Here is a 25,792-nt window from a genome sequence, read left to right as displayed (position 1 = left end):
TTTAAATATATTTAAGGTCTTAACCAAAGTAGCTGATGAATTTTCACCATTCCCCCCTATTCCTTTTAATTATTGTTGCATTTTCTGGAATTTCACAAGAAACTAAATCAGGTCCCATTGTAGAAAACTACGGTGCCGTTTGGGAAATAGACAACCCAGACTTTAAAACAGACAAATCACAAGAGTTTAAAGTGGTTTTTGATGTTAAAGATGGACCAGAATCCGACACCGAAATCAATAAAAACCTGAATACAGTAGCGCGTTTTTTAAATATGCACGCCCAAAGCGGCATCCCTGCTTCGCAATTAAAAGCTGCACTTATCGTGCATGGCACCGCAGCAAGAAATTTACTGTCCGACGATGCACATAAAGCCCGATATAAGGTGGAAAATCCAAATAGAGAACTCGTTGAAAAACTTTTAGAGGCCGGTGTGGAAATAATTATGTGCGGACAATCCTCTAAAACTAGGGACCTTCCTAAAGAAGATTTGATTCCCGGCATAAAAATCGCGCTCTCCGCTATGACGGCCAATATTCAATTGCAAAACCAAGGCTACCGTCCAATCAATTTATAAACTAACTCAACCTGATTATGAAGAAAATTTTAGCACTTGCCCTTTGTTTCGCAAGTTTATCCATGTATGCCCAAGACCATGGGCTCGAAAAGGACATCGCTGCTGTCGAATCTAAAGTAATCGAATGGCGCCGCGATATGCACCAAAACCCGGAACTCAGTAACAGAGAGTTTAAAACGGCAGAAAAAATTGCCGCCCATTTAAAATCTTTGGGTATTGAAGTACAAACAGGGGTTGCCCACACAGGTGTTGTAGGGCTTTTAAAAGGAGACCATCCCGGAAAAGTGGTTGCCCTTAGAGCAGATATTGATGCGCTGCCCGTTACCGAAAGAAATGACCTTCCCTTTAAATCTGAAGTAACATCCGAGTATTTAGGTGAAGAAGTTGGTGTGATGCATGCTTGCGGGCACGATACCCACATTGCCATTATGATGGGAACCGCAGAGGTTTTGGCCAAAAATAAGGACAAAATCCACGGAACCATCAAATTTATATTCCAACCTGCCGAAGAAGGAGCACCTCCGGGAGAAGAAGGTGGTGCCGCACTTATGGTAAAGGAAGGCGTACTTGAAAACCCGAAAGTGGATGCCATTTATGGGCTTCATATTGGTTCCTACCTACCTGTGGGGCATATTGCCTATAAACCAGGTGGTGCTTTGGCCGCTGCGCAACGCTTTGTGGTGAAAATCAAAGGAAAGCAATCCCACGGTTCACAGCCTTGGGGAGGAATCGACCCCATTTTTGTGGCTTCCAAAATTGTGGATGGCTACCAGTCCATCATCAGCCGTGAATTGGAATTGACCAAGGAGGCTGCCGTAATCACCGTTGGAAAAATCAGTGGTGGTGTGCGTAACAACATTATTCCAGAGAGCGCAGAACTTATTGGAACCATCCGTACCTTGGATTATGACATGCAAAAACAAGTGAACGATAGAATGATAGAAATGGCGGAAACCATTGCCAAGGCATACCGTGCAGAAGCTACTGTGGAAATTGCCAAGGGAGTACCAATCACCTATAATGATACTGATTTGACCGCAGCATCGCTTCCAAGTCTTCAAGAAGTGGCTGGTGAAGAAAATGTACATTTGATCAAAGCCATTACCGGAGCAGAGGATTTTTCGTTCTACCAAGAAAAGATACCCGGTTTCTTTTACATTTTAGGAGGAAAAGACCCCAATGCCGGTCCCGACGAGCATTTCCCGCACCACACACCAGATTTCAAAATTGATGACAGCGGCCTGCAATTGGGTGTAAAAGCGATGACCGAGATTGCATTGGATTATTTGGACAGAAGCAAATAAACCGCTGTGGATTTGAAATCCATAGTTTTAAAGAAAAGAATGAAATTCTTTGCCATCTGGTATCAGGTCCTCCCTTAATCCCTCCAAGGAGGGAAACTTCTCCCCTTTGGGGAGACCGGAGAGGGGATTATCCAAAAAAAATTATAGCAACCAAAGTAACTGCAATAAAACCTGACTGCCGTCAAGCAAGTTTGTAGGGTTTTTAACCTTTAACTAAAAATAATACTTTAGCCCCAATATCCTCCAGCATTTGGAATTTGAATATTGGGGTTTGATATTTGTAGCTACTACGTCAAACTATATAAATGGAAACATTCCTTGATTTTTTGGCCGATATCCCTTGGTGGGCCTGGGTTTTGATTTTCCTCCTCATGGTGGCCATTCGTGATATCTTTTTCCAAAAAGCGCATACCATCAGTCATAATTACCCCATTGTAGGTCATCTTCGGTATTGGTTGGAAAGTATTGGTCCGGAAATGCGGCAGTATTTTGTGGCCAATAACCGGGAAGAACTCCCCTTTAACCGTATAGAACGAAGCTGGATTTACGCATCTGCAAAAAAAGAGAACAATTATGAAGGCTTTGGAACGGACAGGGATATCTACAAACACCAACATATTTTCATCAAAAATGCGATGATCGGGTTTCAAGTGCCCGAAAACCATCCAAATAAAAACCATCCCTATTTTTTGCCTTGTGCTAAGGTGATGGGCACTTACAACAAACGTAAAAAACCGTATCGCCCTGCATCCATAATCAATGTTTCGGCTATGAGCTTTGGGTCTTTGTCCGCTGCTGCCATTGAATCATTGAACAGGGGTGTGGAAAAGTGTGGTGCTTATCATAATACTGGTGAGGGTGGACTTTCCCCATATCACAAACAAGGGGGTGATGTTATTTTTCATTTTGGGACAGGTTATTTTGGTGTGAGGTCTCGTGATGGTGGTTTTTCCATGGACAAGTTAAAAGTCCTGGTGGATGAAAATCCATGCATCAAAGCCATTGAGATAAAACTATCCCAAGGAGCAAAACCCGGCAAAGGCGGTGTGCTTCCTGGCTCAAAAATTACACCAGAGCTTGCAGAGATACGTGGTGTTGAAGTCGGCAAGGATGTTATTTCCCCTCCCACCCACAAAGCATTCACAACAATCCCAGAACTTTTGGAGTTTATCGAATCCATTGCAGAGGAAACTGGATTGCCTGTCGGCATAAAAGGTGCCATTGGAAAAGTCGAGCAGTGGGAAGAATTGGCCGATTTAATGAAAAAGACGGGCAAAGGACCGGATTTTATCACCATTGATGGTGGCGAAGGCGGAACAGGTGCGGCTCCTCCAAGTTTTGCCGATCATGTATCCCTACCGTGGACGTATGGATTTTCCAAAGTATACAGTTTGTTCACGGAATACGGACTTACGGAAAGAGTTGTATTTATTGGCAGCGGCAAGCTGGGTTTCCCTGGAAAAGCGGCAATGGCATTTGCCATGGGAGCCGATTGCATTAACGTAGCCCGGGAAGCCATGATGAGCATTGGGTGCATTCAAGCACAGGTTTGTCATACCAACCGTTGTCCTGCTGGTGTCGCCACCCAAAGTAAGTGGCGTCAAAGCGGCATAAATGTGCCTTTAAAATCCGATAGATTGGCGCAATACTTTAAAACATTCAGGAAAGAGTTGTTGGAAATCACCCATGCTGCGGGTTACGAGCATCCTTGTCAATTTAATATGGATGATGTACAAGTAAACGTGGATGATGATTATCTTAGCAGCGATTTAAAATCCGTTTATGGTTACCAAAAAGAAAAGGTGAAATTTGATTCTATGCAAAATCTTTTGGATTGTGAACACTTGGGCGGAAAACCAGAACTGCAAAAAACATTATAATTTAGCCCCAGATATTAAATAAACTATATTACTACTTATGAAAAGAAATTTACCCCTAATCCTGTTTTTAGTGATAGCTTCAAGTGCTTTCTCTCAACGAAAAAGCGAACTTTTTGCTGAAATAGATACTTTGAAAACCAGAATTTCCGAAGTGGAGCAGGAATTAGCAAAGGCAAGACGAGAAATATCATCAGCCAATGCCGAGGCAGAGGCACTTAAATCTGAAAATGCTACCCTTCGAGATGCCAATGCTACGCTTTTAAGCAATATGAGCAACTTCTCGGAACTTTCCAAACAAAATTCGGATAACGTAGACCGTGCCATGGAAGCTTTGGCCAGAAAGGAAAAACAACTAAGTGGCATAAACGATATGATTTCCGCCAACGACTCTACGGCCATTGTTTCCTTGACCAGAATCAAACAGACTTTAGGTGAAAATGCTAAGGTGGGTGTTGAAGAAGGCATCGTTGTTATCAGCAATAGTTTAACCGCACTTTTTGGCTCGGATACTTCATCAGAATTGACAGAGGAAGGCAAAACATGGTTGGCCGGCGTAGCCAGTGTAATCAAAACCAATCCTAATTTTAAAGCAGAAGTTGAAGGACTTAACATTACCGGGGAATATGGTCCAACCTACAATCAAATGGCGGCTGTTGCTTCAGCATTGGTGACAAGTTTGGAAGTTCCTGCCGAAAGCATCAATGTTACCGCTAAAGATGGTAATTTTAAGGAGGGAATCAACATCAAATTACAGCCGGACTATAAAGGATTTTACGCCAAAGCCAAAGAAAGTACGAAAGGTAACTAATAACCTTTTGGCTTAAAATACTTTTTAAGGTTTTGATGCGTTCTTGGTAGAGTAAAATCAATAAAAACCTGACTACCTTATGAGTGGAGATCAAATCCTTCAGTTATTTGCTTATTTATTACCAGCTGTTGTTACCGGAGCAGTTGCTTTTTATTTTTTTAGATTGCACACCCGGAATGAAGATGGTCGCAGACGCTTTTTACTGCACAAAGATTCTCAAAAAGAAACTTTGCCTATACGTTTACAAGCATACGAGCGTATGGCGCTCTTTTTGGAGCGTATTGCCCTGAACAGTCTTGTGGTTCGAGTAGCGCCAACAGGTAAAAAGAAAAGTGATTACGAAAACCTGTTGATCAAACAGATTGAAACGGAATTTGAGCATAATCTATCACAGCAGATATATATGTCCGATTCTTGCTGGAACATTATCAAAACGGCTAAAAATGCAACCATTCAAATCATCCGTTCCGCTGGAATGAGCGAAACCGATTCTCCGGATAAGCTTCGGGAAGATATTCTCAATCAGACTATGGAAAAAGAATCTCCTTCCAACGCCGCTTTGGCCTTTGTAAAAAAAGAAGTCACCGAGCTTTGGGATTGATGCGGTCCAGTAATACAGTTTGCAGTAAGCAGTGGCAGTTGGCAGTCCGCAGTAACTCAATAACCCAATAATTTGATCCAGAGGTCGGAAGCCCGATGTCCGAAGTCGGGAGTTTTGGAACTTGATATTTGAATTTGCAGTCAGCAGTTAGGCAGTAAGCCAATAACTTAGTAACTCTGAACTTGAGTCTTGGTTCTTGAGTCTTGATTCTTGGCTCTTAAACTTGACGTTTGAGTTTTATGCACGAAGTCGGAAGTCAGTTGGCGGTAAGCAGTAACTCAATAACCCAATAACCTAGTCGGATGCACGATGCACGAAGTCTTGGTTCTCTTTTCTTTGCTCTTGAACTTGATGCCTGAGTTTGTCATTACTGCGAAGGCAGGAATCCATCTTTAAAAAAAACCTGGGAACAGATTATAAAGTAGATTTCTCACCCTCCCATTGGTCGGTTCGTAATGAAAATGGAATAATTGATGGTCATTTGTGCAATTCGTGTCTGCCGTGGGTAGGGATTATAGGAGATTGATGCTCTAGGCAGTAATACAGTTTGCAGTACGCAGTCGGCAGTAACTGAATAACCCAATAACTCCTAACTCTGAACTTGAGTCTTGCACTTGAACTTGAGTCTTGAACCTAAATCTTCCCCATTTTCCCCAAAACAAACAGGATGATTATGGGAATGGCCAGTAACACCACAATTAGTGTATCCGTCACAAAAAGTTCTGGCTTAAACAACAAAGTGGTTGCATAGCCCCCAATGGCCCCACCAAAGTGAGCGGTATGTCCAATGTTGCCCATTCTACTCTTCATACCCCATATGGAATACAACAAATAAGCAATTCCCAACACATACGCAGGTAAGGGAATCGGGATAAACATAATGCCCAATTGCATATCAGGATTCAACAATATGGCCGCATACAGAACCCCCATCACTGCACCACTGGCGCCAACGGCACTATAATAAGGCTCATCTTTATGGAAAAACAAAGCCAGAAGACTGCCAGCAATCAAACTAACTAGGTAAATAATCAGAAACTTGATGGAACCAAACCAGCTGATTACCACGGGAGCAAAAAAGTAGAGCGTGAACATGTTCAGGAACAAATGGGAAATATCTACGTGCAAGAAGCCCGAAGTCACCATTCTTTCACGCTGCCCGGCCTGTATGGCGCTGATATTGAACTTGTATCTATCAAAAAAAATCATGTTGTTGAATCCGCGTAAGGAAACCAAGACATTGGCGGCCATAATAGCAATAGTGGCAATATGTAAATTAAGCATGTAAATAAAGGTTTGGGTTCAAATATAGCTATATTTGTACACAAGAATAGTCTATGCAGCTGGTAGTTTATATCCTTGTTTATCCTTTGCTCTGGTTGATTTCCAGACTTCCCTTTAAAATCATTTATTTTATTTCTGATGGTGTCTATGTACTCTTGTACCATGTAATCGGGTATCGTAAAAAAGTGGTACGCAACAACTTGGTCCTTGCTTTCCCTGAAAAGTCGGATGAAGAACGATTGATGATCGAAAAAAAGTTCTTCAGGCACATGTGCGACATCTTCTTGGAAATGATGAAGACCATGGGCATGAGCAAAAAAGAAATTCAAAAGCGGTTCACCGTAACCAATATTGAGCTGCTCAATGGGTTGGAAAAAAAAGGCATCAATACCATGCTTATGCTTCCCCATTATGCCAGTTGGGAGTGGGTATTGTCCTTGAACCTTCAAATCATATCCAAAGGCTATGGTATTTATCAAAAAGTGGAGAACAAATATTTTGATAAATTGGTGAGAAACATCCGAGGCAAATACAACACCGAGTTGATTTCAACCAAAGAATGCAGAAAAATCCTGAAAGAGGCAAAAGAAAGTAAGAAATTATTAATGGTCGGGATAATCAGCGACCAATCTCCCATGGTGAGCAGAGCCAAGTACTGGACCGACTTTATGGGCATTGTAGTTCCAGCTCACGTAGGAGGCGAAGAAATCTGCAAAGCAAACAATATTGTACCCGTATACCTGAAAGTTCAAAAAAAGAAAAGAGGGTATTATGAAGGTACATTTAAAATACTTACCGAAAACCCTACCGAAGTTCCTGATTACGGAATTACGGATGCCTTCTTAAGAGAAACAGAAAAATCCATTCGTGAGGCTCCGGAATATTACTTCTGGACGCATAAACGCTGGAAACACAAGGACAAAGTACCGAAAGAGTTCCAAAAAGAACCAATAAAAACAGCCTAAATTCCCGCTACTTCCTTGATTTCACCAATGATTCGGTCGGCCAAGCCATCCGCTTCGTCCTGTGATTTTGCCTCGGTGTAAATTCGGATGATAGGTTCCGTATTGGATTTTCTTAAGTGCACCCAGTTTTCGGGGAAATCAATCTTTACTCCATCAATGGTTGACACCTCTTCATCTTTATATTTGTTGTACATGGCCTCCAAAAGGGCATCCACATCCAAGTCAGGGGTCAATTGAATTTTCTTCTTGCTCATAAAATAGCTCGGGTAGCTTGCACGCAGTTCGGCAACGGTTCCGCCTCGCTCAGCCATCAACATCAAGAACAAAGCTGTCCCAACCAAGGCATCACGCCCATAATGGCTTTCTGGGTAAATAATTCCTCCGTTCCCCTCTCCACCAATAATGGCGTTGTTTTCTTTCATTTTGGTCACTACATTGACCTCACCGACCGCAGCAGCTTCGTATGTGCCACCGTGTTTTTCGGTAACATCGCGCAATGCCCTGGAGGATGAAAGATTGGAAACGGTATTCCCCTTGGTCTTGCCCAAGACATAATCGGCACAGGCCACCAAAGTGTATTCCTCCCCGAACATCTGTCCGTCATTGCTGATAAATGCCAAACGGTCCACATCGGGGTCGACCACAATACCAAAATCAGCTTTCTCCTCCACCACTTTTTTACAGATGTCTCCCAAATGCTCTTTTAAGGGTTCTGGATTGTGCGGAAAATGGCCCGTTGGGTCACAATAAAGCTTCACTACTTCCACGCCCAGTTCTTCCAACAGTTTGGGAATGGCAATACCTCCTGTGGAGTTTACGCCATCGACCACAACTTTGAATCCCTTGCCCCTAATTACATCGGCATCAACCAAGGAAAGTTCCAAAACTTCATCTATATGGATATCGATATAAGAATCATTTTTAACGATTTCCCCCAAATCATCCACTTCTGCAAATTCAAAATCCTCTTGCTCTGCCAAAGCCAAAATCTTTGCTCCTTGCTCAGCATCCAAAAACTCACCACGTTCGTTCAACAATTTAAGGGCATTCCATTGCTTGGGGTTATGGCTGGCCGTTAAAATGATTCCGCCATCAGCCTTTTCCAAAGGAACAGCAATTTCTACCGTTGGCGTGGTGGACAATCCCAAATCAATCACATCGATCCCCAACCCGACCAAGGTGGAAACCACCAAGTTCTGGATCATCTCGCCCGACAAACGGGCATCCCGTCCAATTACAACCTTCAATTTTTGTTTGTTGGAATAAGACTTTAACCAAGTCCCATAAGCAGCAGCAAATTTAACCGCATCCACAGGTGTTAAGTTATCGTTAGTGTTGCCCCCAATGGTTCCCCGTATTCCAGAAATTGATTTGATCAGTGTCATAATTGTTAAAAAAGTTTTTGCAAATATAATCGGGCATATCCGATTCCATGTTTTGAATTTGTAAATTTCGACAGAAAAAGAATTTGCCCCGATGAACTTCTTGGCTCATATTTATCTATCTTTTGATGATAAGGAAATAACTTTGGGTAATTTCTTTGCCGATCATATCCGTGGAAACAAGTACAAACATCTACCGGATAAAATCCAGAAAGGGATTCTCCTTCATCGGGAAATTGACACCTTTACCGATTCCCACCCCATAGTGAGGCAAAGTAGCAAACGCCTCCATAAAAATTACAGCCATTACAGCCGAGTTATTGTAGATATTTATTACGACCATTTTTTGGCCAAAAACTGGAGTGATTATTCCAAAACGCCTTTGGATGAATTTGTGGAGGACTTCTATGATTTATTGGAAGACAACTACGACATCCTCCCCATGGCCACCAAACGCATGATGCCCTATATGATTGCGGACAATTGGTTGCTCAATTATGCCAATTTAGCTGGAATTGACCGTGTTTTGAACGGAATGAACCGACGCACCAAAAATAAATCCAAGATGAATTTTGCCATTTTAGATCTTGAAGAGCACTATACTGATTTTGAAAATGAATTCACCTCATTTTTTGAAGAATTGATTACCTTTTCCAACCAAAAATTTATTTCTCTATGCGAAGACTAATACTCCTCCTGCCCCTGATCTTATTTATCCATTGTAAACAACAACCTGCAAAACCAACCGGACTGGTCACCGAAAAGGCGATGGTGGTATCCGCACGCGAAGAAGCTTCACAATTGGCGGCGGACATTATGAAAAAAGGTGGAAATGCTTTTGATGCCATGGTCGCAACAGAACTTTCTTTGGTAGTCGCATACCCTTTTGCGGGTAGCGTTGGCGGAGGCGGATTTATGGTTTACCGCAAGAGCAATGGCGAGGTCGGAGGAATCGATTATAGAGAAAAAGCCCCTTTGGCAGCCCACAAGGATATGTATTTGGATTCCTTGGGCAATGTAATTCTAGGAATGAGCACCTCGGGCGGGACCGCAGTAGGTGTGCCAGGAACGGTCGCCGGGGTACTGGAAGTGCATAGAAAATTCGGAAAGCTTCCACTCAAAGAGATTATAGAGCCAATTATAGCACTTGCAAAAAAAGGCGTTGTTGTCACCAAAAAGCAAGCTAACCGATTGGAAGGCTATCGGGAGGATTTTATTGAAGCCAATGGGGACAGCACCAAATTTGCAGGTCCTTTTGTTACGGGCGATACTATAAAATACCCCGCCTACGCCAAAACACTTCAAAAAATTATGGAAGAAGGCAGGGATGGTTTTTACAGAGGTGAGGTTGCCCAAAAACTGGCTGCTTTTGTACAGGAAAATGGCGGTTACATCACCGAAGAAGATTTGGAAAAGTATGAAGCTGTTTGGAGAGACCCCATAGTTTTTGATTACAAGGACATCAAGATTATTTCCATGAGCCCGCCCAGTAGCGGCGGGGTTACCATCAACCAAATATTTAAAATGATGGAACCCTACGATGTTTCAAAATTTGGACACAACTCCACCAAAACCATTCAGTTGTTTACCGAAGCTTCTCGAAGAGCGTATGCGGACAGGAATTACTATTTGGGCGACCCCGATTTTGTGGACATTCCTTATGATATGCTGCTGAATGATGAATATCTTCAAGAAAGAATGGCCAATTTCTCTTTTGATAAGGCCACACTATCATCAGAAGTAAGCCACGGTGAAGTAGAGATTATTGAAAGTGCCCAAACCACCCATTTTTCCATAGTGGACAGTGAGGGAAATGCCGTTTCTGTAACCTCCACACTTAACGGCGGGTATGGTTCCAAGCTATATTGCGATGAACTCGGTTTCTTTTTGAACAACGAAATGGACGATTTTAGTTCTAAGCCGGGTGTCCCCAACATGTTTGGACTTATTGGCGCCGAAGCCAATAGCATTGAACCAGAAAAACGTATGTTGAGTAGTATGACGCCTACTATTGTGGAGAAGGATGGTAAATTGTACATGGTGGTTGGCACTCCCGGAGGTTCCACCATTATTACAGCGGTGGCACAGACTATTTTAAACGTATATGAGTTTAATTTGAGCATGCAAGAAGCAGTCAATGCGCCACGATTCCATCACCAATGGTTGCCCGATATGGTGATTTTTGAACCCGAAGGCTTTTCTGAAGAACTTAAAACCGAGTTAAAATCCAAAGGATACATTATTAACGAAGAGCGTACGCCCATTATTGGTAAAGTGGATGCCATTCGTGTTTTACCCGATGGAAAGCTCGAAGGTGGAGCGGACAAACGTGGCGACGATACCGCAGTTGGATATTAAATCAGCTAAACACAAATGCAAGTGTCAAGTTCAAATACAAATGATGATTCAATAAAATCTTATCAAAGCCAAATTAAAAGATTATCATGGGTACTTGGAATTGTTGCCGCTATCCTAATTTTAATTTCATTCCTTGCCCCATGGATTTTAACCAATAACAAATTCTCCATTATAGATTTTACAGATACTGGAGGAATTGGAGATACTATTGGGGGTATCATGAACCCTTTCATTGGACTTGCAGGTATAATTTTGACCTTTCTTGCATTCTATCTACAATATAAAGCGAACCAAATTCAGATTGCCAATTTTGATAGACAATTAAAACAAGATAGACTTCACTTTGAAAATCAGCTTAAAGAACAAAAAGAACAGTTTTTAAAAAATCAAATTGAGAATCAGTTCATAGAAATGATTCGTCTTCACAAGGAAAATGTTAGTGAAATGTCTCTTGAGATTTTTACAAGCATCACAAACAACAAAGAAACTATTAATGGAAGAAAAGTTTTTAAACATTTTTTGAATGAAGTCAACATAATTTATGAAGTAATCAAAAAACATTTTACTGAGGAAGATGCCGATTTTAGAATTCGTCTTTCATACGACTACTTTTTTTCAGGACTTTCTCATGTTTATTTATTGAACCCGCCCAAAAGTGACTTACACCAACAAGCCTTCAGGGACTTTAAAAATATCAACTCTTCTTTTTTATCTACGCCTGGTGTCGATGGAGGCGTAAAAATCCGAGATATAGTTTCCGATCCCAGATTAAATTTAAACCATTTAATCCTCTCTGGTCATTCCAATTTGTTAGGACATTATTATCGGCATCTTTTCCATTCTGTCAAGTTTATAGTCAACCTAAATGAAAATGCCTTTCCATATGAAGAAAAGAGAAAGTATTTGAGGCTTCTTCGAGCCCAACTATCCAATGAAGAGCAAGCATTACTATTCTATAATTGGAGGTCTGGTTATGGGACAGATTGGGAGTCACAGTCAAATAGATTTTTTACTGATTTTAGAATGATTCATAATCTCAGACCAATGCAACTCCATTATGATTTTGATTTGGCAAAAGAGTTTAATCTAAACTCAGGATATAGAACTGAAAAAGGAAGAAATGATGATTTCCTTTTTGAATTTCAAGTAAGAAGAAATGAAATATGATGTTGTTATTTTAACGGACCATCGTTATGTGGCTCCAGAAAAGAAGACACCCTATATTGAAAATGTATTGCAAGAAGATCGCCTAGTTCTTGAAGCATTGCAAAAACAAGGTTTACGGGCCATTCGCAAATCTTGGGGCGACCCCAATTTTGATTGGTCAACCACCAAATACGCCTTGTTTAGAACTACTTGGGACTATTTTGACCGTTATTCAGAGTTTTCAAAATGGTTGGAGACAGCTTCAAAACAAACGCAGTTCATTAATTCCAAAGCACTTATCTATTGGAATATTGACAAGCATTACCTGCAAGATTTATCAAACGCTGGCGTGACCATTCCCAAAACGGTTTTTGTGGAAAAAGGCACAAAAACTACCCTTGCCGATGCCATTGCAAATGCAAAATCAGACCATGGCTTTACGGCGGACACCTATATTTTAAAACCTTGTGTTTCGGGCGCGGCGCGGCATACCTACAAAATTCAGAAAAATGAAATTGAAAAACATGAGGCCATTTTCCAAGAATTAGTGGTGGAAGAAGCCATGATGCTTCAAGAATTTCAACAAAATATTGTTTCGGAGGGAGAAATATCCATGATGGTTTTTAACGGTGAATTTACCCATGCGGTACTAAAAATTGCAAAACCTGGTGATTTTAGGGTTCAAGATGATTTTGGAGGAACTGTTCATGAGTACAATCCCACTGAAGAACAAATAGCATTCGCCAAAAGTGTGGTAAATGCTGCACCGGAATTACCCATTTATGCCAGAGTAGATATTTTTAAGGACAATAACGGCAATTGGGCCTTGGCCGAACTGGAAATTTTTGAGCCGGAACTTTGGTTTCGTTTAAACCCTAAAGCGGCAGATTTTTTGGCAAAAGCGATCAAAGAAACTTGCATTGTTCATTAAACCCAATTTGGGTTGTTCTATATTTTTATATTTAATAAATATTTTAAAATGAAAAACTTACCTCTCCTCCTATTAAGTATAACCTTCGGATGTTTTGCCCAGCAAAAAACCACAGGCAATCTAGTCGCCTTGGATGATGCTTTTTATAACTACGTGGATAAAGATGCAAAAATTGAGGTTTTGGCCGAAGATTTTATATGGTCGGAAGGACCTGTATGGGTGAAAGAAGGTGGATTTCTTCTGTTTTCCGATGCTCCCCAGAACACCATTTTTAAATGGCAAGAGGATGAAGGGATCACGACATTTTTAGAGCCTTCGGGCTACACGGGAATACTTCCATATAGTAGGGAACCCGGCAGCAATGGACTTATCATAAACAGCAATGGTGAATTGGTGGCCTGTGAGCATGGCGACCGAAGAATTTCCCGCATGCCTTTATCGGGTGGTGGAAAAGTTACGGTGGCCGATAGATGGCAAGGAAAACGTTTTAATAGCCCAAATGATATTGTACAAGCTTCCAATGGCATCTATTATTTTACAGACCCTCCCTACGGCCTACCGGAGCAAGAAAATTCCAAAACTCGAGAAATTGATGCCTTTGGAGTGTTTAAAATAGATGTAGATGGAAGTGTGGAAATGGTGGTCAGCAATCTCAGTCGGCCCAATGGTGTGGCACTGTCCCCCGATGAAAAAATCCTCTATGTGAACCAATCCGATTCAAAAGCACCTTACATTATGGCCTACAACATCCAACATGATGGTTCCTTGGATAAAGGCCGTATCTTTTTTGATGCAACATCCTTAATGGAATCTGGACTTGTGGGTTCGTTGGACGGCATTAAAGTAGCTCAGGATGGCACTATTTTTTCAACGGGACCAAGCGGAGTTTTGATAATTACCACCAAAGGAAAGCTTTTGGGACGCATTGAAACGGGGCAGCGCACAGCCAATTGTGCTTGGGGTGATGATGGCTCGGTACTTTATATGACCGCTCATAATTACCTGATGCGAATTCAAACCAAAACCGTGGGGAGTGGATTTTAATTATTTGGAAATCTGCCTTTTCAATTCTTCCATCGACTCCTGAAGCTGTTTCAATAAACCCGTTTCGGTAGTGGCATCCACATTAAAGGTAAGTTTACTGCTCACCTCCCAAATTTCTTGGATTTGAAAAGGTTTGATTTCGTAAGGCGGATAAGTTTCGTTTAATGACACAAGGGTAATGTTATTGGAATTTGGCTTTCGTTCTATTTTCTTCACCATTACAGAATCCTGAAGCACCACCACGTACATTTTATTGGGGCTCACATGATCAATATGCTCAATGGCTTTTGCCAAGACCCAATCGTTGGGCCTTAAATTGGGCAACATACTATCTCCCTCAACCTGAAAACCTCGATAGGTGGCGTTCCTAAACTCGGGAATGGGCATATCAAAAGCAGGTAATTGCCTGTACCAACTTGTATCTGAAATATTCTGGGGATATCCCGCGGCCGCTTTTGCGTTTACCATCACCATGTTATCGTTATCGGAATTGTCCACCGTAACCACTTTGGGGATAACACTGGTTCTGGAAGTGTCCAAATGTTTCTGATCACTTTCTCCGAACAACCAAAGTGGATTTATTTTAAACTGGCGCAAGAGTTCTGCAACCACCTTTCCCGATAATTTAGTCCTTCCCCTTTCAATATCCGCTGTGGTGTTCTTCACCCCCAATAATTTGGCAAATTCGGTTTGGGTGTAACCGAGCTCCCTACGGATATCGGTAAATCGTTTCAGGGTTGATTCGTTTTCCATTTCTTCATTTTTGGTGTCACTTCGAGCTGTCATCCTGAGCGCAGTCGAAGGAATAATCGAGAAGCCTCCTAACCATTTAGCAAAGAACAGGTCTCGACTTAAGTTTATCTGAAGCAGAGTCGAAAGGCTCAACCTGACATCTCGTACCAAATATATAACATTTGGATTATTTCCAAAAACTTTTATGGATTATTTCCATTATTTGGATTATTTCCATATATTTGATTGGATTATTTCCAATGGTCGATGTTTTTAATTTATTAAAATGACAATTATGGAACCCACAACAACCCTTATTTACGATGGCAGTTTTAATGGATTTCTGACCGCAATCTTTATAGCTTTTGATGAGAAAATTGATGTGGCCGACATTCAAAAAAACAATCAAAGCCAAAGCGGATTGTTTTCCGATACAGAAACCGTTTTTACCAATGTAGAAAAGGCCGAACGGGTATGGAACGGCATCCGAAACAAAAGTCATAATGCCATATCCAATATCTATTTCGCTTTTTTGAGTGAAGCCGAAGGCGTTGAACTCATGCTTTACACCTATATTCAAAAACTAATGCGCGCCCAAAACGGTAAATATTTGGACTATTCGGATAGTACTGTGGTGTACATTGGCCAATTGGCCAAAAAAGTGGGGAGGGAAAAACACCGTATGGAAACCTTTGTCCAGTTTCAGTTGAGCAAGGACGATATTTATTTTGCAAACATTGAACCTGATTTTGATGTGCTGCCTTTAATCTCCAAACATTTCCGCGGCTGTTATGCTGATCAGCAATGGTTGATCTACGATGTGAAACGCAAATACGGCATCTTTTACAATTTAGATCATGTGGAAATGGTATCTCTCAATTTAAAAGATATTCACCACAATAAAACAGTAAAAAGTGATGCATTTGCTCCCAACCAAACCCTTTGGAACGATTATTTTAAAAGTACCAACGTCGCATCGTACATCAATCCAAAATTACACACACAGCATATACCGAAACGAAATTGGAAGTATTTGGGTGAGAAGAGAGAGGCGGTTTGATTATCCCCCTACCCCTCTCCCCCACAAAATGGTCGCTTTTGCTTTTAAAACAGCACATAAGACTGGTTAAACTGCCGTAAATGCGGGTAATGTATTGTTATAGATCCACCTTTTCTTGGTCGTCCAATTTTTTACTGCTATTTATTTTTTTGCTCCATTACGCAAATAGGGTAAATAACAATTCCCAAGCGACTTGATGCGGAGTTAACCCTTGTAGGTGACCCTATAAATAGCGTCCCCTTCATCATCGGAAATCAATAAAGAACCATCTTCCAAGAAAAGCAAATCTACAGGCCTACCAAAAGCTTCTTGCGACTCTTCATCCAACCAACCATCTATAAAGGGTTCATAACTTACGGCTTCTCCATTTTCAAGCTTCACCAAGGTTACCCTGTAGCCTACCTTGGAAGAACGGTTCCAAGAGCCATGCTCCGCCAAAAACGCATGCCCCGTGTATGCTTCGGGAAACATAGGGCCTTTACCAAACTTTACGCCCAAAGCCGCTACGTGGGCCTGTAATGGCTGTACTGGTGGCACAAAATCGGAACAGGGGCGTTGGTCACCATATTCAGGGTCCTTAACGGTTCCGCCATGGCAAAATGGGTAACCAAAATGCTGTCCTACCTCGGTCAACTTGTTCAATTCCCCTGGAGGCACATCGTCTCCCATCATGTCCCTGCCATTGTCGGTAAACCACAACTCATCGGTTTCTGGATGCCACGTGAAACCCACAGTGTTTCTCACTCCATGTGCTACAATTTCCCTATTGCTGCCATCGGGATCCATTCGAGTGATGGATGCATAGCGTTTATCTACCGTAGCACTATCACAAATATTGCACGGAGCTCCTACGGGAACGTATAATTTACTATCCGGACCGAAGGCGATATACTTCCAACCATGGTGAAATTCGGTTGGGTAATCGTCATAGATCAATTCGGGGTCTTGGGGACTTTCCAACTGCGATTCAATATTGTTGTACTTGAACATTCGGCTTACTGCGGCCACATACAAAGCACCATCTTTAAAAGCAACGCCATTGGGCTGTTCCAAATCCGAAGCAATGGTATAGGTTTCGTCCACTTTATAATCGCCATCCACATCTTTTAAAGCATACACCTTTCCTTCGTTTCGGGTACCTACAAACAGGGTTCCGTTTGCTCCCATGGCCATGGAACGTGCGCCTTCAATATTTTCCGCATACACATCTATGCTGAATCCATCGGGGAGGTTGAGACGATCTAATGGTAAATCACCTGTATATTCCGGTGTTTCTTCCGTTGTTGTTTCTTCGGTAGTTTCTTCATCTTTGTCATCCTTTTTTCCGTTACATGCCAAAAATGTTACCGAAAGCATCAACATTAATATTGACCTTAAGGTCAAAGTATACATTTTCATCTTGTTTTTTAGGTGTTTTGTTTCTGATTCAATAAAGCTATGATAAAATCGCGGAAACCTAAAGGTGTTTTGGAGATTTATAATATTCCATCGGAAACTGTGATTATTGTAGGTGACAATAAATACTTAGAGGACAACAATTAAATGTCCCTTCACAACAATTATTTCTTCATGGCAGTGCTACCAATGTACGTTTACCTGTAATTAATTCTGAAAGTAATTTTTTCATTTTCATATAGTGTTCTCGTAAAAGAGTCTTGACCCAAGTGGCAGGGCTCTTTTTGATTTAAAGCTATTTTCAATAAAAAATTACTCCTCATCCTTTTTATATTCCGAAAGATGGCCTTGATACCAAATATTGGTTCGGTGGGAACTGGAAACGGCAAGTCTAGCCTGTCCACTCGGATAGAGCTGTGCAATTACCTGAAAATTCTCGGATTCTTGGCTAATTGTAAACCGCATGGTTTTTCCAGTATCCTTTTTGTTGGAAGAGAAAGAGAGATCCTTTGGAATTCCCTCAAATTTGATTCCCGCTTTATCTGGATGGTAATACCCTCCCATTTGGCGTTCCCCAAAAAAAGGAAGGTCTGCTTTAACGCTATCGCCCACCATGCGTAAATATCCGCCCGTACCCGAAATATCTATTCGGCTGGCCGTGCTCCCGAAAGGTAACAGTCTAGCATTGGCAATGCTATTTAATCCTTGACTGGCCATGGGTTGTGCCCAATTGGCTTCAATTTTGAACTGTTGGTCGGAAATCATCCTGTCCAAAGCAGCAATCTCCTCGGGTGTTGCTTGGTTTTTACTCGATGCACAAGCAATGGACACCAATAACACTATATAAGCTCCAATTTTTACAATAAACTTCATTGGTTTGACTATTAACATCTTACAAATTACAAAATAACCAAACCAATTCCGAGACAAATAACGGTGTCTTAACGTTTAAAGCGTTCAAAAATGGCCAACGTTTTTTTAGTGTTGATAAAATACACTCCTGTTAAAAGAATCGCAGCGGCTATGATGGATTGCAGGGTAATCTTCTCATCGAGAAAATACCATCCCAACAACAGCGCTACAATTGGATTTACATAGGTAGAGGTTGCCACTTTTTCCGGAGAAACGGCCTTAAGCAGATAGTTGAATGAGGTAAAGGCTACTATACTTCCCAAAAATATAAGCAATACCATGGCCAACTGCACCTTACCCTCCCAAGCTAGTGGTGAAGTCCATTCTTCCCCGAAACCAAGGCTCATCAAACTTAAAACAAGACCTGCAAAGAACATTTGGTAGCCTGTGTTCACAAAATAATTGGTTGGCAGGTCTGCCTTTGCCACAAAAAGACTGGCGTAGGCCCAGCAGAACATGCAGAAAAAAATCATGATCATACCTACAATGGACTCTTCTTGGGCAATAATCTGTTTTTGGCTTACCAACAAATAGATTCCAATTATTCCAAAAACAACACCAACAACGGACATGGGCTGAATTTTTTTGCCTTGCAGTACGCGCATCAACAAAAGAATAATGAGGGGCTGCGAAGAAATTTCCAGAGCTGCAAAGCCCGTATCCACATAACGCAGGGCCCAAACTACCAAACCATTGCCAATGCTCAAGAAAAGTACTCCGGCAATCAGGGTATTTAAAAGTTGTTCTTTAGTGATTCGCAGGGAGGTTCCCATTATTTTGGCCAGAAGAAAAATGCAGAGACCCGCCAAGGTGAACCTGAAACTGGCCAGCATAAAGGGTTCCAGTTCCAATACAGCTATTTTGTTCAACAAATAGGTAGAGCCCCAAATAACATAGATGGCAAAAAAAGCCAGGATGACGAGAGCAGAGTTGGAGGATTTTGCCATTTATAAGGACAGTTTAATCGCCCTGCAATATTACGTATGTTTAGTGGAGTATGTAACTGTGAAGCCAAATTTTAGCTGATTTTTCTGCTTGAATGGATTATAGCGGTTTGTTTAAATCAAATATGTAGGATGCAAACTCGCTTTCCAATTTTTTAAAGCGATTTAAATGCTCTTCAATTTCGTTGTTTTTTGCATCAAAATTTATCTTTCTCTCTCTAATTTTAGACATTACCTGCTTTTCGTGAGCTCTATAACTCTGGATGTGTTTGTTCAGTTCGTAAAATTTTTCGAACCGCCTTGGACACTTAGGTTCATAAATGTACGAATTCAGTTTTTCGGACAGGCGTTGCACCATTCTCTGGTTTCGTTCCACCCGCATCAGTACATCTTGTTCATATTCGATACTATTTTGGGTGATATGTTCCATTGGCTCGCAAGAATTTTTAGCATTAATTATTTGACACCCTTTAAGTTAAACAAATACTTACAAATACTGATATAGTTAACTATCTTTTAATGATTTATTTAACATAAATAAAAAAAGACCCGGTAAAAACCGGGTCTTATACAATTTAGGTGCGGAAAAAATTAATTTTCGGTCTGCTCGTAAGCCTCCTCTTTCAATTCGTCAGAGGCAATAATAGCTAATTCCACTCGTCTGTTTGCTGCTTTACCTGAAGCGGTATCGTTGCTTTCCACAGGTTGTTCTTCGCCATACCATTTGGTGGTAAAACGTCCACTGGAAATGCCTTTGGCCACCAAATACCCGGTTACGGCCTGTGCCCTACGTTGGGAAAGCCCCATGTTGTAATCGGCGGCACCATCGCTATCGGTATGTCCTTCCACCAAAATATTGGTTTTAGGGTATTCCATAAAAATTCCGGCCAATTTGTCCAATGTGGTAGCGGAAGCTCCTTTAATGTCAGACTTATTGGTGTCAAAATAAACACCGTTCTCACCACTAAAGGTAACATTGATGCCCTCTCCTACCCTTTGCACTTCTGCACCTGGGATTTCCTGTTCAATTCTTTCAGCTTGCCTATCCATGCGATTACCAATGTAACCACCGGCAGCACCGCCGACCACAGCTCCGATAATGGCGCCAAGAGCTGTATTTCCTTTTCCTACGTTGTTGCCAATTACACCACCAATAACGGCACCGCCACCGGCACCAATTGCGGCACCTTTTTGGGTATTGTTCGCATTTTTGATGGCATCACAACCAATAATCATGGTCAACGCCAAAAAAGCCGTTGCCCCTTTTAAAACTATATTTTTCATGGAATTATTTTTTTGAGAATTCATAAACAACAGTAACGGGTGTACCGTCAACCGACACATTGGATTTAAGGGTCATGGATTGTTCGGACAGGTTAACGATGTTCAAACGGTATCCGTACCCACCGGAAATATCCTTTCGCTTATCGTCAATAAACTTAAATTGAAGCTGGCTTTGGTAACTCTGTTGCGGCTCCACTACGGACCATCTAAAAAAACGGTCGCCTCCTTGACAAAGCGAGCTTTGGGCTATGGTGTATCTCCCAGTACTATTGTTGTCTCTAAAAAACCATTCGCTATCCTCAAAGCAGATGTCCTCTGCATCGTTGAAAATGACGGATTTAAAGTTTCCGGTATTGTTTTCGTAGTAAACATTGTCCAAGTTCCAGGTTCCACTAAACAAATTTCGCTGTGCTCTAGCGCTTTTGGAAATGGAACACGATGAGAATAAAAATCCCATCACCGTAAAAAGTAAAAGTGATCGTTTTATCATAAGTATTAAGTTAATGTTCAAAAAATATACGTTTGGGGACGTATTTATAGTTGTTAAATTATCAAAAAAAAGTTAAACAACTGATTTTAATATTGATATAGTTCAATTAATGATGATTCGAATCGGTTTTTTGGTAAATAATTGGCTTCAAGTGGTTTTGCAAAGGGTACTGGGGTTTCCAAACTGCCGACTCTTTTTATGGGAGCGTCCAGAAACTCAAAACAGTTTTCCATGACCAAGGCCGATATATCGCTGGCAATACCTCCAAATAAGGTGTCTTCATGAAGCACAATCAATTTCCCGGTCTTTTTTACCGAATTGAAAATAGTTTCGGTGTCCAATGGTTGAAGCGTTCGCAAATCAATCAAATCTGTAGCAATTTCAGGGTGTTTTTCGAGAATTTCCAAAGCCCAATGTACGCCTGCACCATAGGTAACCACCGTTAGGGAGTTCCCTTCCCTTAAAAGTTTGGCCTTGCCAAACGGCAAGGTGTAGTAATCTTTAGGAACATCACCTTTAACACTTCGATACAACCCTTTATGCTCAAAAAACAGCACTGGATTGGGGTCGTTAACCGCTGTGGCCAACAATCCTTTGGCATCATAAGGAAATGCGGGGTATACCACTTTGAGTCCGGGGGTTTTGGTGAACCAAGCTTCATTCGTCTGGGAATGGAATGGCCCCGCCCCTACACCGCCGCCGCAGGGCATTCGAATGACTACATCGGCTTTTTCGTTCCAACGATAATGCACTTTTGCCAAATAGTTGACAATAGGGTTGAACCCAGAACTCACAAAATCGGCAAACTGCATCTCTACAACAGCCTTCATTCCGTTAATGGACAAACCCATGGCCGCGGAAACAATCGCCGACTCACAAATGGGTGTATTCCGTACCCGACTTTTTCCAAATTTGGGCACAAAACCTTCGGTAATTTTAAAAACACCCCCGTAATCCGCAACATCTTGCCCCATAATAATGAGTTCGTTGTGGCGGTACATGGATTGCTCCAATCCTTGGGAAATGGCATCAACAAATCGAATGTTTTCAGATTCATTTGATTCAGGTTCAATATTCTGATAGTTAAATTCTTGGTAAACCTCATTTAATTCTTTAGTTTCATTTAGGGAAACTTCAGGTTCATCAAAAGCAAGCTTCAAATTGGTATTGATTTCCTCAGAAATGTCTTGCTTGATTGCCTCAATATTTTCCTCTGTAAGCACCCCTTCTTCCAATAGAAAACTTTCATAATTGGAAATAGGGTCTTTCTTTTCCCATTCCTTCATCAACTTATCTGGGACATATTTGGTTCCGCTTGCTTCTTCGTGCCCACGCATCCGAAACGTTTTGAATTCCAAAAGCACTGGTCGCGGCCTCCTCCGAATGGCTTTGCACAATTCATCTACTTTTGCGTACACTTCCAAGATATTGTTGCCATCAATAATTCTGGACTCAATGCCATACCCCTTGGCCCTATCCGCCAAATGTTCGCAATTGTATTGCTCGTTGGTCGGCGTGGAAAGCCCATAACCATTGTTCTCAATACAGAACAACACGGGCAAGTTCCAAACAGAGGCCACGTTCAAGGCTTCGTGAAAATCCCCTTCACTGGTGGCGCCCTCTCCCGTAAAAACGGCCGTTACCCGCTTCTTTCTCCGTAACATATCGGCCAAAGCAATTCCATCGGCCACTCCGAGTTGAGGGCCCAGATGCGAAATCATGCCAACAATCTTGTATTCCTGAGTTCCAAAATGGAAACTACGGTCCCTACCTTGGGTAAAACCGCTTTGTTTTCCTTGCCATTGCGCAAAAAGTCGGTTCAAAGGAATATTTCTGGAGGTAAAAACACCTAGATTTCGATGCATGGGGAGGATATACTCACTTTCCTTGAGCGCCTTTGTAACACCCACGGAAATAGCCTCCTGTCCTATACCGCTAAACCATTTGGAAATTTTGCCCTGCCTTAGAAGAATCAACATCTTTTCCTCTATCATTCTCGGCTTAAGCATGCCTTTGTACAAATCCAACAACTTTTCATGTTCCAAGCTGCCAATATGATACCTCATACAATAAAATTCTATTGGTTAAATGTAGTAAAAAGCCTTTCAAAACGCTTTAAAATTCTAAAACCTTCAGCATTATTCCCTATTTTTGACATTATTTCAAAGATGACAATATGAGTGCTATTCCAAGTGTGGACCTGAAAGATTTTGTTTCGGGTGACCCAAAAAGAAAAGAAAAGTTTGTCAAAGAAATCGGGGCTGCTTTTGAGGATATCGGTTTTGTGGCACTGAGCGGACATTTTTTATCGGATGAGTTAGTGGAAAATCTTTATGACGAAATAAAAAAGTTCTTTAATCTACCACAAGAGGTTAAGGATAAGTATGAAATTGAAGGCATTGGAGGACAAAGAGGATACACTTCCTTTGGAAAAGAGCATGCGAAAGGCAAAAAAGAAGGCGACCTGAAGGAATTTTGGCATTTCGGTCAATATGTGGAAGACAATCCGGAACTGGAAGCTGAATACCCAGATAATGTTATGGTTGAAGAACTTCCAGATTTTAATCGAGTTGGAAAGGAAACCTATAAAATGCTGGAAAAAACCGCAAAATATGTGTTGCGAGCATTGGCTTTACATTTGGATTTGGAAGAAACCTATTTTGATGATTACATAAAAAATGGAAACTCTATTTTAAGGCCCATTCACTATCCGCCCATTACCGAAGAACCTAAGAACGCCGTCAGGGCTGCCGCACATGGCGATATCAACTTGATTACCTTATTGATGGGCGCCCACGGAAAAGGTCTTCAAGTTAAAGATCATGAAGGAAACTGGGTAGATGCCATTGCCCAACCCGACCAATTGATGATCAATGTTGGGGATATGTTGTCTAGACTTTCCAATAACAAACTAAAATCCACCATCCACCAAGTTGTAAATCCTCCGAAGGAGCTTTGGGGCACATCGAGGTATTCCATTCCGTTTTTTATGCACCCTGTTAGCGACATGCCTCTTGACTGCTTGGAAAATTGTATTGATGATGAGCATCCCAAGGCTTTTGAGGATATTACCGCTGGACAGTATCTACACGAAAGATTGATAGAACTAGGATTGATAAAAAAATAATCGATCATACACAATTGTACCAGTGGTCAATCCAAATGTCAAATCGAGCGCAGTCGAGATGTTTATGTCTGCCTTTCGACTGCGCTCAAGAGGGCAAAAACAAAGCATCGGCACAAACCTTCAAGGTCACTGGTACAATTACTGATATACAAAAACACCAATAATGGACTTAGGAGATCAGCTTAAAAATTTATTTCCAGACCACGAACCAGAAGAAGAGCCCGATAATGACAAAGAAAAGCCCTCTTATTGGCTACAAGACGACCCCATTATCTGCAAATACGAAAAGAGAAAAGGGAAACCTGTAACCATTCTTGAAGGGTACAACGGTGCCGACAGCGATTTTAAAAAATTGACCAAAGACCTAAAAACACTCTTGGGCGTGGGCGGAAGCTTTAAAAACGAAACCATCATCATCCAAGGTGATTACAGGGATAAAATTATGGACTATCTCAAAAAAAACGGCTTTTCCGTAAAGCGTGTCGGTGGATGACTCGATAAATCAACAAAAAATTGATTTACTTTTTATTTCATGTTAAAAACTTGATCGGAATACCAATGTTTTGTGAAAAAATTTTTGTGTTCTTGCTTTAAACCTTACTTTTATTCTTCCTAACCAACGAAAACTGAGCTGAAAATGAAATCACTGTTGCACATAACCAACGGGGACAGTTTCACGTCCAGATTACAGTCTTTAGATTTAAAAGGGGATGTAATTACCTGGAGAGAAATGCTTTGCGAAGGCAAAACCCTCTCCACGGTAGGAAGCGAATCGTTTTGGAAAACAAGGTTCGAGTTCCTAAACAAAAATTACAAAGTCTCCAAATCCTGGTTCATAGAAAAAACCCTCAAGGAATATCGGTCACTCTGCAACCACAAGCAACAGGACCATATTGTACTGTGGTTTGAATACGACCTCTTTTGCCAAATCAACATGCTTGCCGTACTTAGCTGGCTAAAACAGCACAGAAGGCATGCCGAAATCTCGTTGGTCTGTAGTGGCAAAGTGGAAGGCTCCAGTAAACTTTATGGTTTAAATGAACTCGGCGACGAAAAGTTACTTGATCTTTACGACAAAAGGAAGGTTCTTTCGCAGGATGATATTGAATACGCCGATTATATATGGCAACTCTATTGCAGCGACAATCCTATCCGCTTGGAAAACCAGATTGCCAACAACGATTTTCAGTTTGAATACCTATCGGATGCGCTGAAAACCCACCTTAAACGCTTCCCTACCATTAAAAATGGGCTTAACGATTTGGAAAACCATATTTTGGAAGTGGCCAAACAAGAAAAACCTAAATCCAAAAAAGAGCTTTTGGAGGATTTATTGACCAACCAAGGTTTTTATGGTTTTGGGGATACGCAATACGAACGCATGATTTCTTCCTTAAAACCTCTGTTCAGTTCTTTTGACCCTGTAAAATTGACCAAAAAAGGATTGCACGTATTAAAGCAAGAAGCAAATTACTATTCGGAACTACGTGATAATCAAATGTATCTCGGGGGTTCTTTAAAGTATAACTTCCTATATAATAGCGATACGGACCGAATCCTTAAATTATAA

25 protein-coding genes are annotated in these 25,792 nt (G+C 41.3%); 15 read left to right on the top strand and 10 right to left on the bottom strand.

Annotated features, from left to right (window positions below; all coding sequences use genetic code 11):
• Positions 1-35: 35 nt before the first annotated feature.
• The 5 genes from AC13CS_RS06805 (at position 36) to AC13CS_RS06785 (ending at position 5,168) form a co-directional block, all read left to right on the top strand.
• Complete coding sequence (locus AC13CS_RS06805; protein ID WP_293163271.1) at positions 36-575, top strand: DsrE family protein; 540 nt, start codon at positions 36-38, stop codon at positions 573-575.
• A gap of 17 nt (positions 576-592) precedes the next feature.
• Positions 593-1,879: an amidohydrolase gene (locus AC13CS_RS06800; protein WP_293163268.1), complete on the top strand. Its 1,287-nt coding sequence runs from the start codon at positions 593-595 to the stop codon at positions 1,877-1,879.
• A gap of 305 nt (positions 1,880-2,184) precedes the next feature.
• Positions 2,185-3,759, top strand: a complete 1,575-nt coding sequence (locus tag AC13CS_RS06795) for an FMN-binding glutamate synthase family protein (RefSeq protein WP_293163265.1) — start codon at positions 2,185-2,187, stop codon at positions 3,757-3,759.
• Positions 3,760-3,796: 37 nt separating this feature from the next.
• On the top strand, positions 3,797-4,567 hold the full coding sequence (locus AC13CS_RS06790) for a coiled-coil domain-containing protein (RefSeq protein WP_293163262.1): 771 nt from the start codon (positions 3,797-3,799) through the stop codon (positions 4,565-4,567).
• A 79-nt stretch (positions 4,568-4,646) separates the two neighbouring features.
• Positions 4,647-5,168: a DUF7935 family protein gene (locus tag AC13CS_RS06785; protein ID WP_293163259.1), complete on the top strand. Its 522-nt coding sequence runs from the start codon at positions 4,647-4,649 to the stop codon at positions 5,166-5,168.
• A gap of 633 nt (positions 5,169-5,801) precedes the next feature.
• Here the strand turns inward: AC13CS_RS06785 and AC13CS_RS06780 are convergent.
• A complete protein-coding gene (locus AC13CS_RS06780) occupies positions 5,802-6,452 on the bottom strand; it encodes a rhomboid family intramembrane serine protease (RefSeq protein WP_293163256.1) in 651 nt (216 codons plus the stop codon).
• Positions 6,453-6,505: 53 nt separating this feature from the next.
• On the opposite strand from AC13CS_RS06780, the gene AC13CS_RS06775 reads away from it, so the two are divergent.
• The gene (locus tag AC13CS_RS06775) at positions 6,506-7,417 is read left to right on the top strand and encodes an LpxL/LpxP family acyltransferase (RefSeq protein WP_293163253.1); all 912 of its coding nucleotides are present in this window, start codon (positions 6,506-6,508) and stop codon (positions 7,415-7,417) included.
• On the opposite strand, the gene glmM is transcribed toward AC13CS_RS06775, so the two are convergent.
• On the bottom strand, positions 7,414-8,802 hold the full coding sequence (glmM, locus tag AC13CS_RS06770) for a phosphoglucosamine mutase (RefSeq protein WP_293163250.1): 1,389 nt from the start codon (positions 8,800-8,802) through the stop codon (positions 7,414-7,416). The genes AC13CS_RS06775 and glmM overlap by 4 nt on opposite strands.
• Positions 8,803-8,893: 91 nt before the next feature.
• Here glmM and AC13CS_RS06765 point away from each other — a divergent pair, with 91 nt between their 5' ends.
• The 5 genes from AC13CS_RS06765 to AC13CS_RS06745 are packed head-to-tail and all read left to right on the top strand — an operon-like array spanning position 8,894 to position 14,278.
• A complete protein-coding gene (locus AC13CS_RS06765) occupies positions 8,894-9,487 on the top strand; it encodes an acyl carrier protein phosphodiesterase (RefSeq protein ID WP_293163247.1) in 594 nt (197 codons plus the stop codon).
• On the top strand, positions 9,475-11,157 hold the full coding sequence (gene ggt / locus AC13CS_RS06760) for a gamma-glutamyltransferase (protein ID WP_293163244.1): 1,683 nt from the start codon (positions 9,475-9,477) through the stop codon (positions 11,155-11,157). Before AC13CS_RS06765 ends, ggt begins: the two co-directional genes overlap by 13 nt.
• 15 nt (positions 11,158-11,172) lie before the next feature.
• The gene (locus AC13CS_RS06755) at positions 11,173-12,324 is read left to right on the top strand and encodes a putative phage abortive infection protein (RefSeq protein WP_482888694.1); all 1,152 of its coding nucleotides are present in this window, start codon (positions 11,173-11,175) and stop codon (positions 12,322-12,324) included.
• Entirely contained in the window at positions 12,314-13,234 is a 921-nt protein-coding gene (locus AC13CS_RS06750; RefSeq protein WP_293163238.1) for an ATP-grasp domain-containing protein, read from the top strand. The genes AC13CS_RS06755 and AC13CS_RS06750 overlap by 11 nt, the downstream gene beginning before the upstream one ends.
• 48 nt (positions 13,235-13,282) lie before the next feature.
• Complete coding sequence (locus AC13CS_RS06745; RefSeq protein WP_293163235.1) at positions 13,283-14,278, top strand: SMP-30/gluconolactonase/LRE family protein; 996 nt, start codon at positions 13,283-13,285, stop codon at positions 14,276-14,278.
• Here the strand turns inward: AC13CS_RS06745 and AC13CS_RS06740 are convergent, their stop codons facing one another.
• Complete coding sequence (locus AC13CS_RS06740) at positions 14,279-15,031, bottom strand: LexA family transcriptional regulator (protein ID WP_293163232.1); 753 nt, start codon at positions 15,029-15,031, stop codon at positions 14,279-14,281.
• Between the two features lie 274 nt (positions 15,032-15,305).
• Here AC13CS_RS06740 and AC13CS_RS06735 point away from each other — a divergent pair, with 274 nt between their 5' ends.
• Positions 15,306-16,070, top strand: a complete 765-nt coding sequence (locus AC13CS_RS06735; protein WP_293163229.1) for a TIGR03915 family putative DNA repair protein — start codon at positions 15,306-15,308, stop codon at positions 16,068-16,070.
• A 204-nt stretch (positions 16,071-16,274) separates the two neighbouring features.
• On the opposite strand, the gene AC13CS_RS06730 is transcribed toward AC13CS_RS06735, so the two are convergent.
• The 7 genes from AC13CS_RS06730 to AC13CS_RS06700 all read right to left on the bottom strand — a co-directional run bounded on the left by AC13CS_RS06730 (position 16,275) and on the right by AC13CS_RS06700 (position 23,161).
• Positions 16,275-17,468: a PQQ-dependent sugar dehydrogenase gene (locus AC13CS_RS06730; RefSeq protein WP_293163226.1), complete on the bottom strand. Its 1,194-nt coding sequence runs from the start codon at positions 17,466-17,468 to the stop codon at positions 16,275-16,277.
• 309 nt (positions 17,469-17,777) lie between these two features.
• Complete coding sequence (locus AC13CS_RS06725) at positions 17,778-18,338, bottom strand: DUF4251 domain-containing protein (RefSeq protein WP_293163223.1); 561 nt, start codon at positions 18,336-18,338, stop codon at positions 17,778-17,780.
• A gap of 68 nt (positions 18,339-18,406) precedes the next feature.
• The gene (locus AC13CS_RS06720; protein WP_293163220.1) at positions 18,407-19,324 is read right to left on the bottom strand and encodes an EamA family transporter; all 918 of its coding nucleotides are present in this window, start codon (positions 19,322-19,324) and stop codon (positions 18,407-18,409) included.
• Positions 19,325-19,421: 97 nt separating this feature from the next.
• Positions 19,422-19,751 carry a hypothetical protein gene (locus tag AC13CS_RS06715; protein ID WP_293163217.1) on the bottom strand — a complete coding sequence of 110 codons (330 nt, stop codon included), beginning with the start codon at positions 19,749-19,751 and terminating at the stop codon, positions 19,422-19,424.
• A gap of 161 nt (positions 19,752-19,912) precedes the next feature.
• Positions 19,913-20,605, bottom strand: coding sequence for a YiaD family glycine zipper/OmpA-like lipoprotein (locus AC13CS_RS06710; protein WP_293163214.1), 693 nt, complete (start codon positions 20,603-20,605; stop codon positions 19,913-19,915).
• Positions 20,606-20,609: 4 nt separating this feature from the next.
• On the bottom strand, positions 20,610-21,095 hold the full coding sequence (locus AC13CS_RS06705; protein WP_293163211.1) for a lipocalin-like domain-containing protein: 486 nt from the start codon (positions 21,093-21,095) through the stop codon (positions 20,610-20,612).
• Positions 21,096-21,181: 86 nt separating this feature from the next.
• Complete coding sequence (locus AC13CS_RS06700) at positions 21,182-23,161, bottom strand: dehydrogenase E1 component subunit alpha/beta (RefSeq protein WP_293163208.1); 1,980 nt, start codon at positions 23,159-23,161, stop codon at positions 21,182-21,184.
• 110 nt (positions 23,162-23,271) lie between these two features.
• Here AC13CS_RS06700 and AC13CS_RS06695 point away from each other — a divergent pair, with 110 nt between their 5' ends.
• The 3 genes from AC13CS_RS06695 (at position 23,272) to AC13CS_RS06685 (ending at position 25,792) form a co-directional block, all read left to right on the top strand.
• Entirely contained in the window at positions 23,272-24,222 is a 951-nt protein-coding gene (locus tag AC13CS_RS06695) for a 2-oxoglutarate and iron-dependent oxygenase domain-containing protein (RefSeq protein WP_293163205.1), read from the top strand.
• A gap of 163 nt (positions 24,223-24,385) precedes the next feature.
• A complete protein-coding gene (locus AC13CS_RS06690) occupies positions 24,386-24,715 on the top strand; it encodes a translation initiation factor (RefSeq protein ID WP_293163202.1) in 330 nt (109 codons plus the stop codon).
• A 144-nt stretch (positions 24,716-24,859) separates the two neighbouring features.
• Complete coding sequence (locus AC13CS_RS06685) at positions 24,860-25,792, top strand: DUF1835 domain-containing protein (protein ID WP_293163200.1); 933 nt, start codon at positions 24,860-24,862, stop codon at positions 25,790-25,792.

The organism is Flagellimonas sp. B-3, assembly GCF_056857835.1.
Note: the sequence above shows the minus strand (reverse complement) of the source record. Positions and strands in the feature narration are given on the sequence as shown.

Bases quoted from the DNA above. Each gene is read 5' to 3' on its own strand.
- AC13CS_RS06710 (WP_293163214.1), bottom strand. From the start codon at position 20,605: ATGAAAAATATAGTTTTAAAAGGGGCAACGGCTTTTTTGGCGTTGACC.
- AC13CS_RS06750 (WP_293163238.1), top strand. From the start codon at position 12,314: ATGAAATATGATGTTGTTATTTTAACGGACCATCGTTATGTGGCTCCA.
- AC13CS_RS06685 (WP_293163200.1), top strand. From the start codon at position 24,860: ATGAAATCACTGTTGCACATAACCAACGGGGACAGTTTCACGTCCAGA.
- AC13CS_RS06800 (WP_293163268.1), top strand. From the start codon at position 593: ATGAAGAAAATTTTAGCACTTGCCCTTTGTTTCGCAAGTTTATCCATG.
- glmM (WP_293163250.1), bottom strand. From the start codon at position 8,802: ATGACACTGATCAAATCAATTTCTGGAATACGGGGAACCATTGGGGGC.
- AC13CS_RS06805 (WP_293163271.1), top strand. From the start codon at position 36: ATGAATTTTCACCATTCCCCCCTATTCCTTTTAATTATTGTTGCATTT.
- AC13CS_RS06700 (WP_293163208.1), bottom strand. From the start codon at position 23,161: ATGAGGTATCATATTGGCAGCTTGGAACATGAAAAGTTGTTGGATTTG.
- AC13CS_RS06730 (WP_293163226.1), bottom strand. From the start codon at position 17,468: ATGAAAATGTATACTTTGACCTTAAGGTCAATATTAATGTTGATGCTT.
- AC13CS_RS06735 (WP_293163229.1), top strand. From the start codon at position 15,306: ATGGAACCCACAACAACCCTTATTTACGATGGCAGTTTTAATGGATTT.
- AC13CS_RS06715 (WP_293163217.1), bottom strand. From the start codon at position 19,751: ATGGAACATATCACCCAAAATAGTATCGAATATGAACAAGATGTACTG.
- AC13CS_RS06690 (WP_293163202.1), top strand. From the start codon at position 24,386: ATGGACTTAGGAGATCAGCTTAAAAATTTATTTCCAGACCACGAACCA.
- AC13CS_RS06790 (WP_293163262.1), top strand. From the start codon at position 3,797: ATGAAAAGAAATTTACCCCTAATCCTGTTTTTAGTGATAGCTTCAAGT.
- AC13CS_RS06705 (WP_293163211.1), bottom strand. From the start codon at position 21,095: ATGATAAAACGATCACTTTTACTTTTTACGGTGATGGGATTTTTATTC.
- ggt (WP_293163244.1), top strand. From the start codon at position 9,475: ATGCGAAGACTAATACTCCTCCTGCCCCTGATCTTATTTATCCATTGT.
- AC13CS_RS06720 (WP_293163220.1), bottom strand. From the start codon at position 19,324: ATGGCAAAATCCTCCAACTCTGCTCTCGTCATCCTGGCTTTTTTTGCC.
- AC13CS_RS06745 (WP_293163235.1), top strand. From the start codon at position 13,283: ATGAAAAACTTACCTCTCCTCCTATTAAGTATAACCTTCGGATGTTTT.
- AC13CS_RS06725 (WP_293163223.1), bottom strand. From the start codon at position 18,338: ATGAAGTTTATTGTAAAAATTGGAGCTTATATAGTGTTATTGGTGTCC.
- AC13CS_RS06755 (WP_482888694.1), top strand. From the start codon at position 11,173: ATGCAAGTGTCAAGTTCAAATACAAATGATGATTCAATAAAATCTTAT.
- AC13CS_RS06795 (WP_293163265.1), top strand. From the start codon at position 2,185: ATGGAAACATTCCTTGATTTTTTGGCCGATATCCCTTGGTGGGCCTGG.
- AC13CS_RS06765 (WP_293163247.1), top strand. From the start codon at position 8,894: ATGAACTTCTTGGCTCATATTTATCTATCTTTTGATGATAAGGAAATA.
- AC13CS_RS06695 (WP_293163205.1), top strand. From the start codon at position 23,272: ATGAGTGCTATTCCAAGTGTGGACCTGAAAGATTTTGTTTCGGGTGAC.
- AC13CS_RS06775 (WP_293163253.1), top strand. From the start codon at position 6,506: ATGCAGCTGGTAGTTTATATCCTTGTTTATCCTTTGCTCTGGTTGATT.
- AC13CS_RS06785 (WP_293163259.1), top strand. From the start codon at position 4,647: ATGAGTGGAGATCAAATCCTTCAGTTATTTGCTTATTTATTACCAGCT.
- AC13CS_RS06780 (WP_293163256.1), bottom strand. From the start codon at position 6,452: ATGCTTAATTTACATATTGCCACTATTGCTATTATGGCCGCCAATGTC.
- AC13CS_RS06740 (WP_293163232.1), bottom strand. From the start codon at position 15,031: ATGGAAAACGAATCAACCCTGAAACGATTTACCGATATCCGTAGGGAG.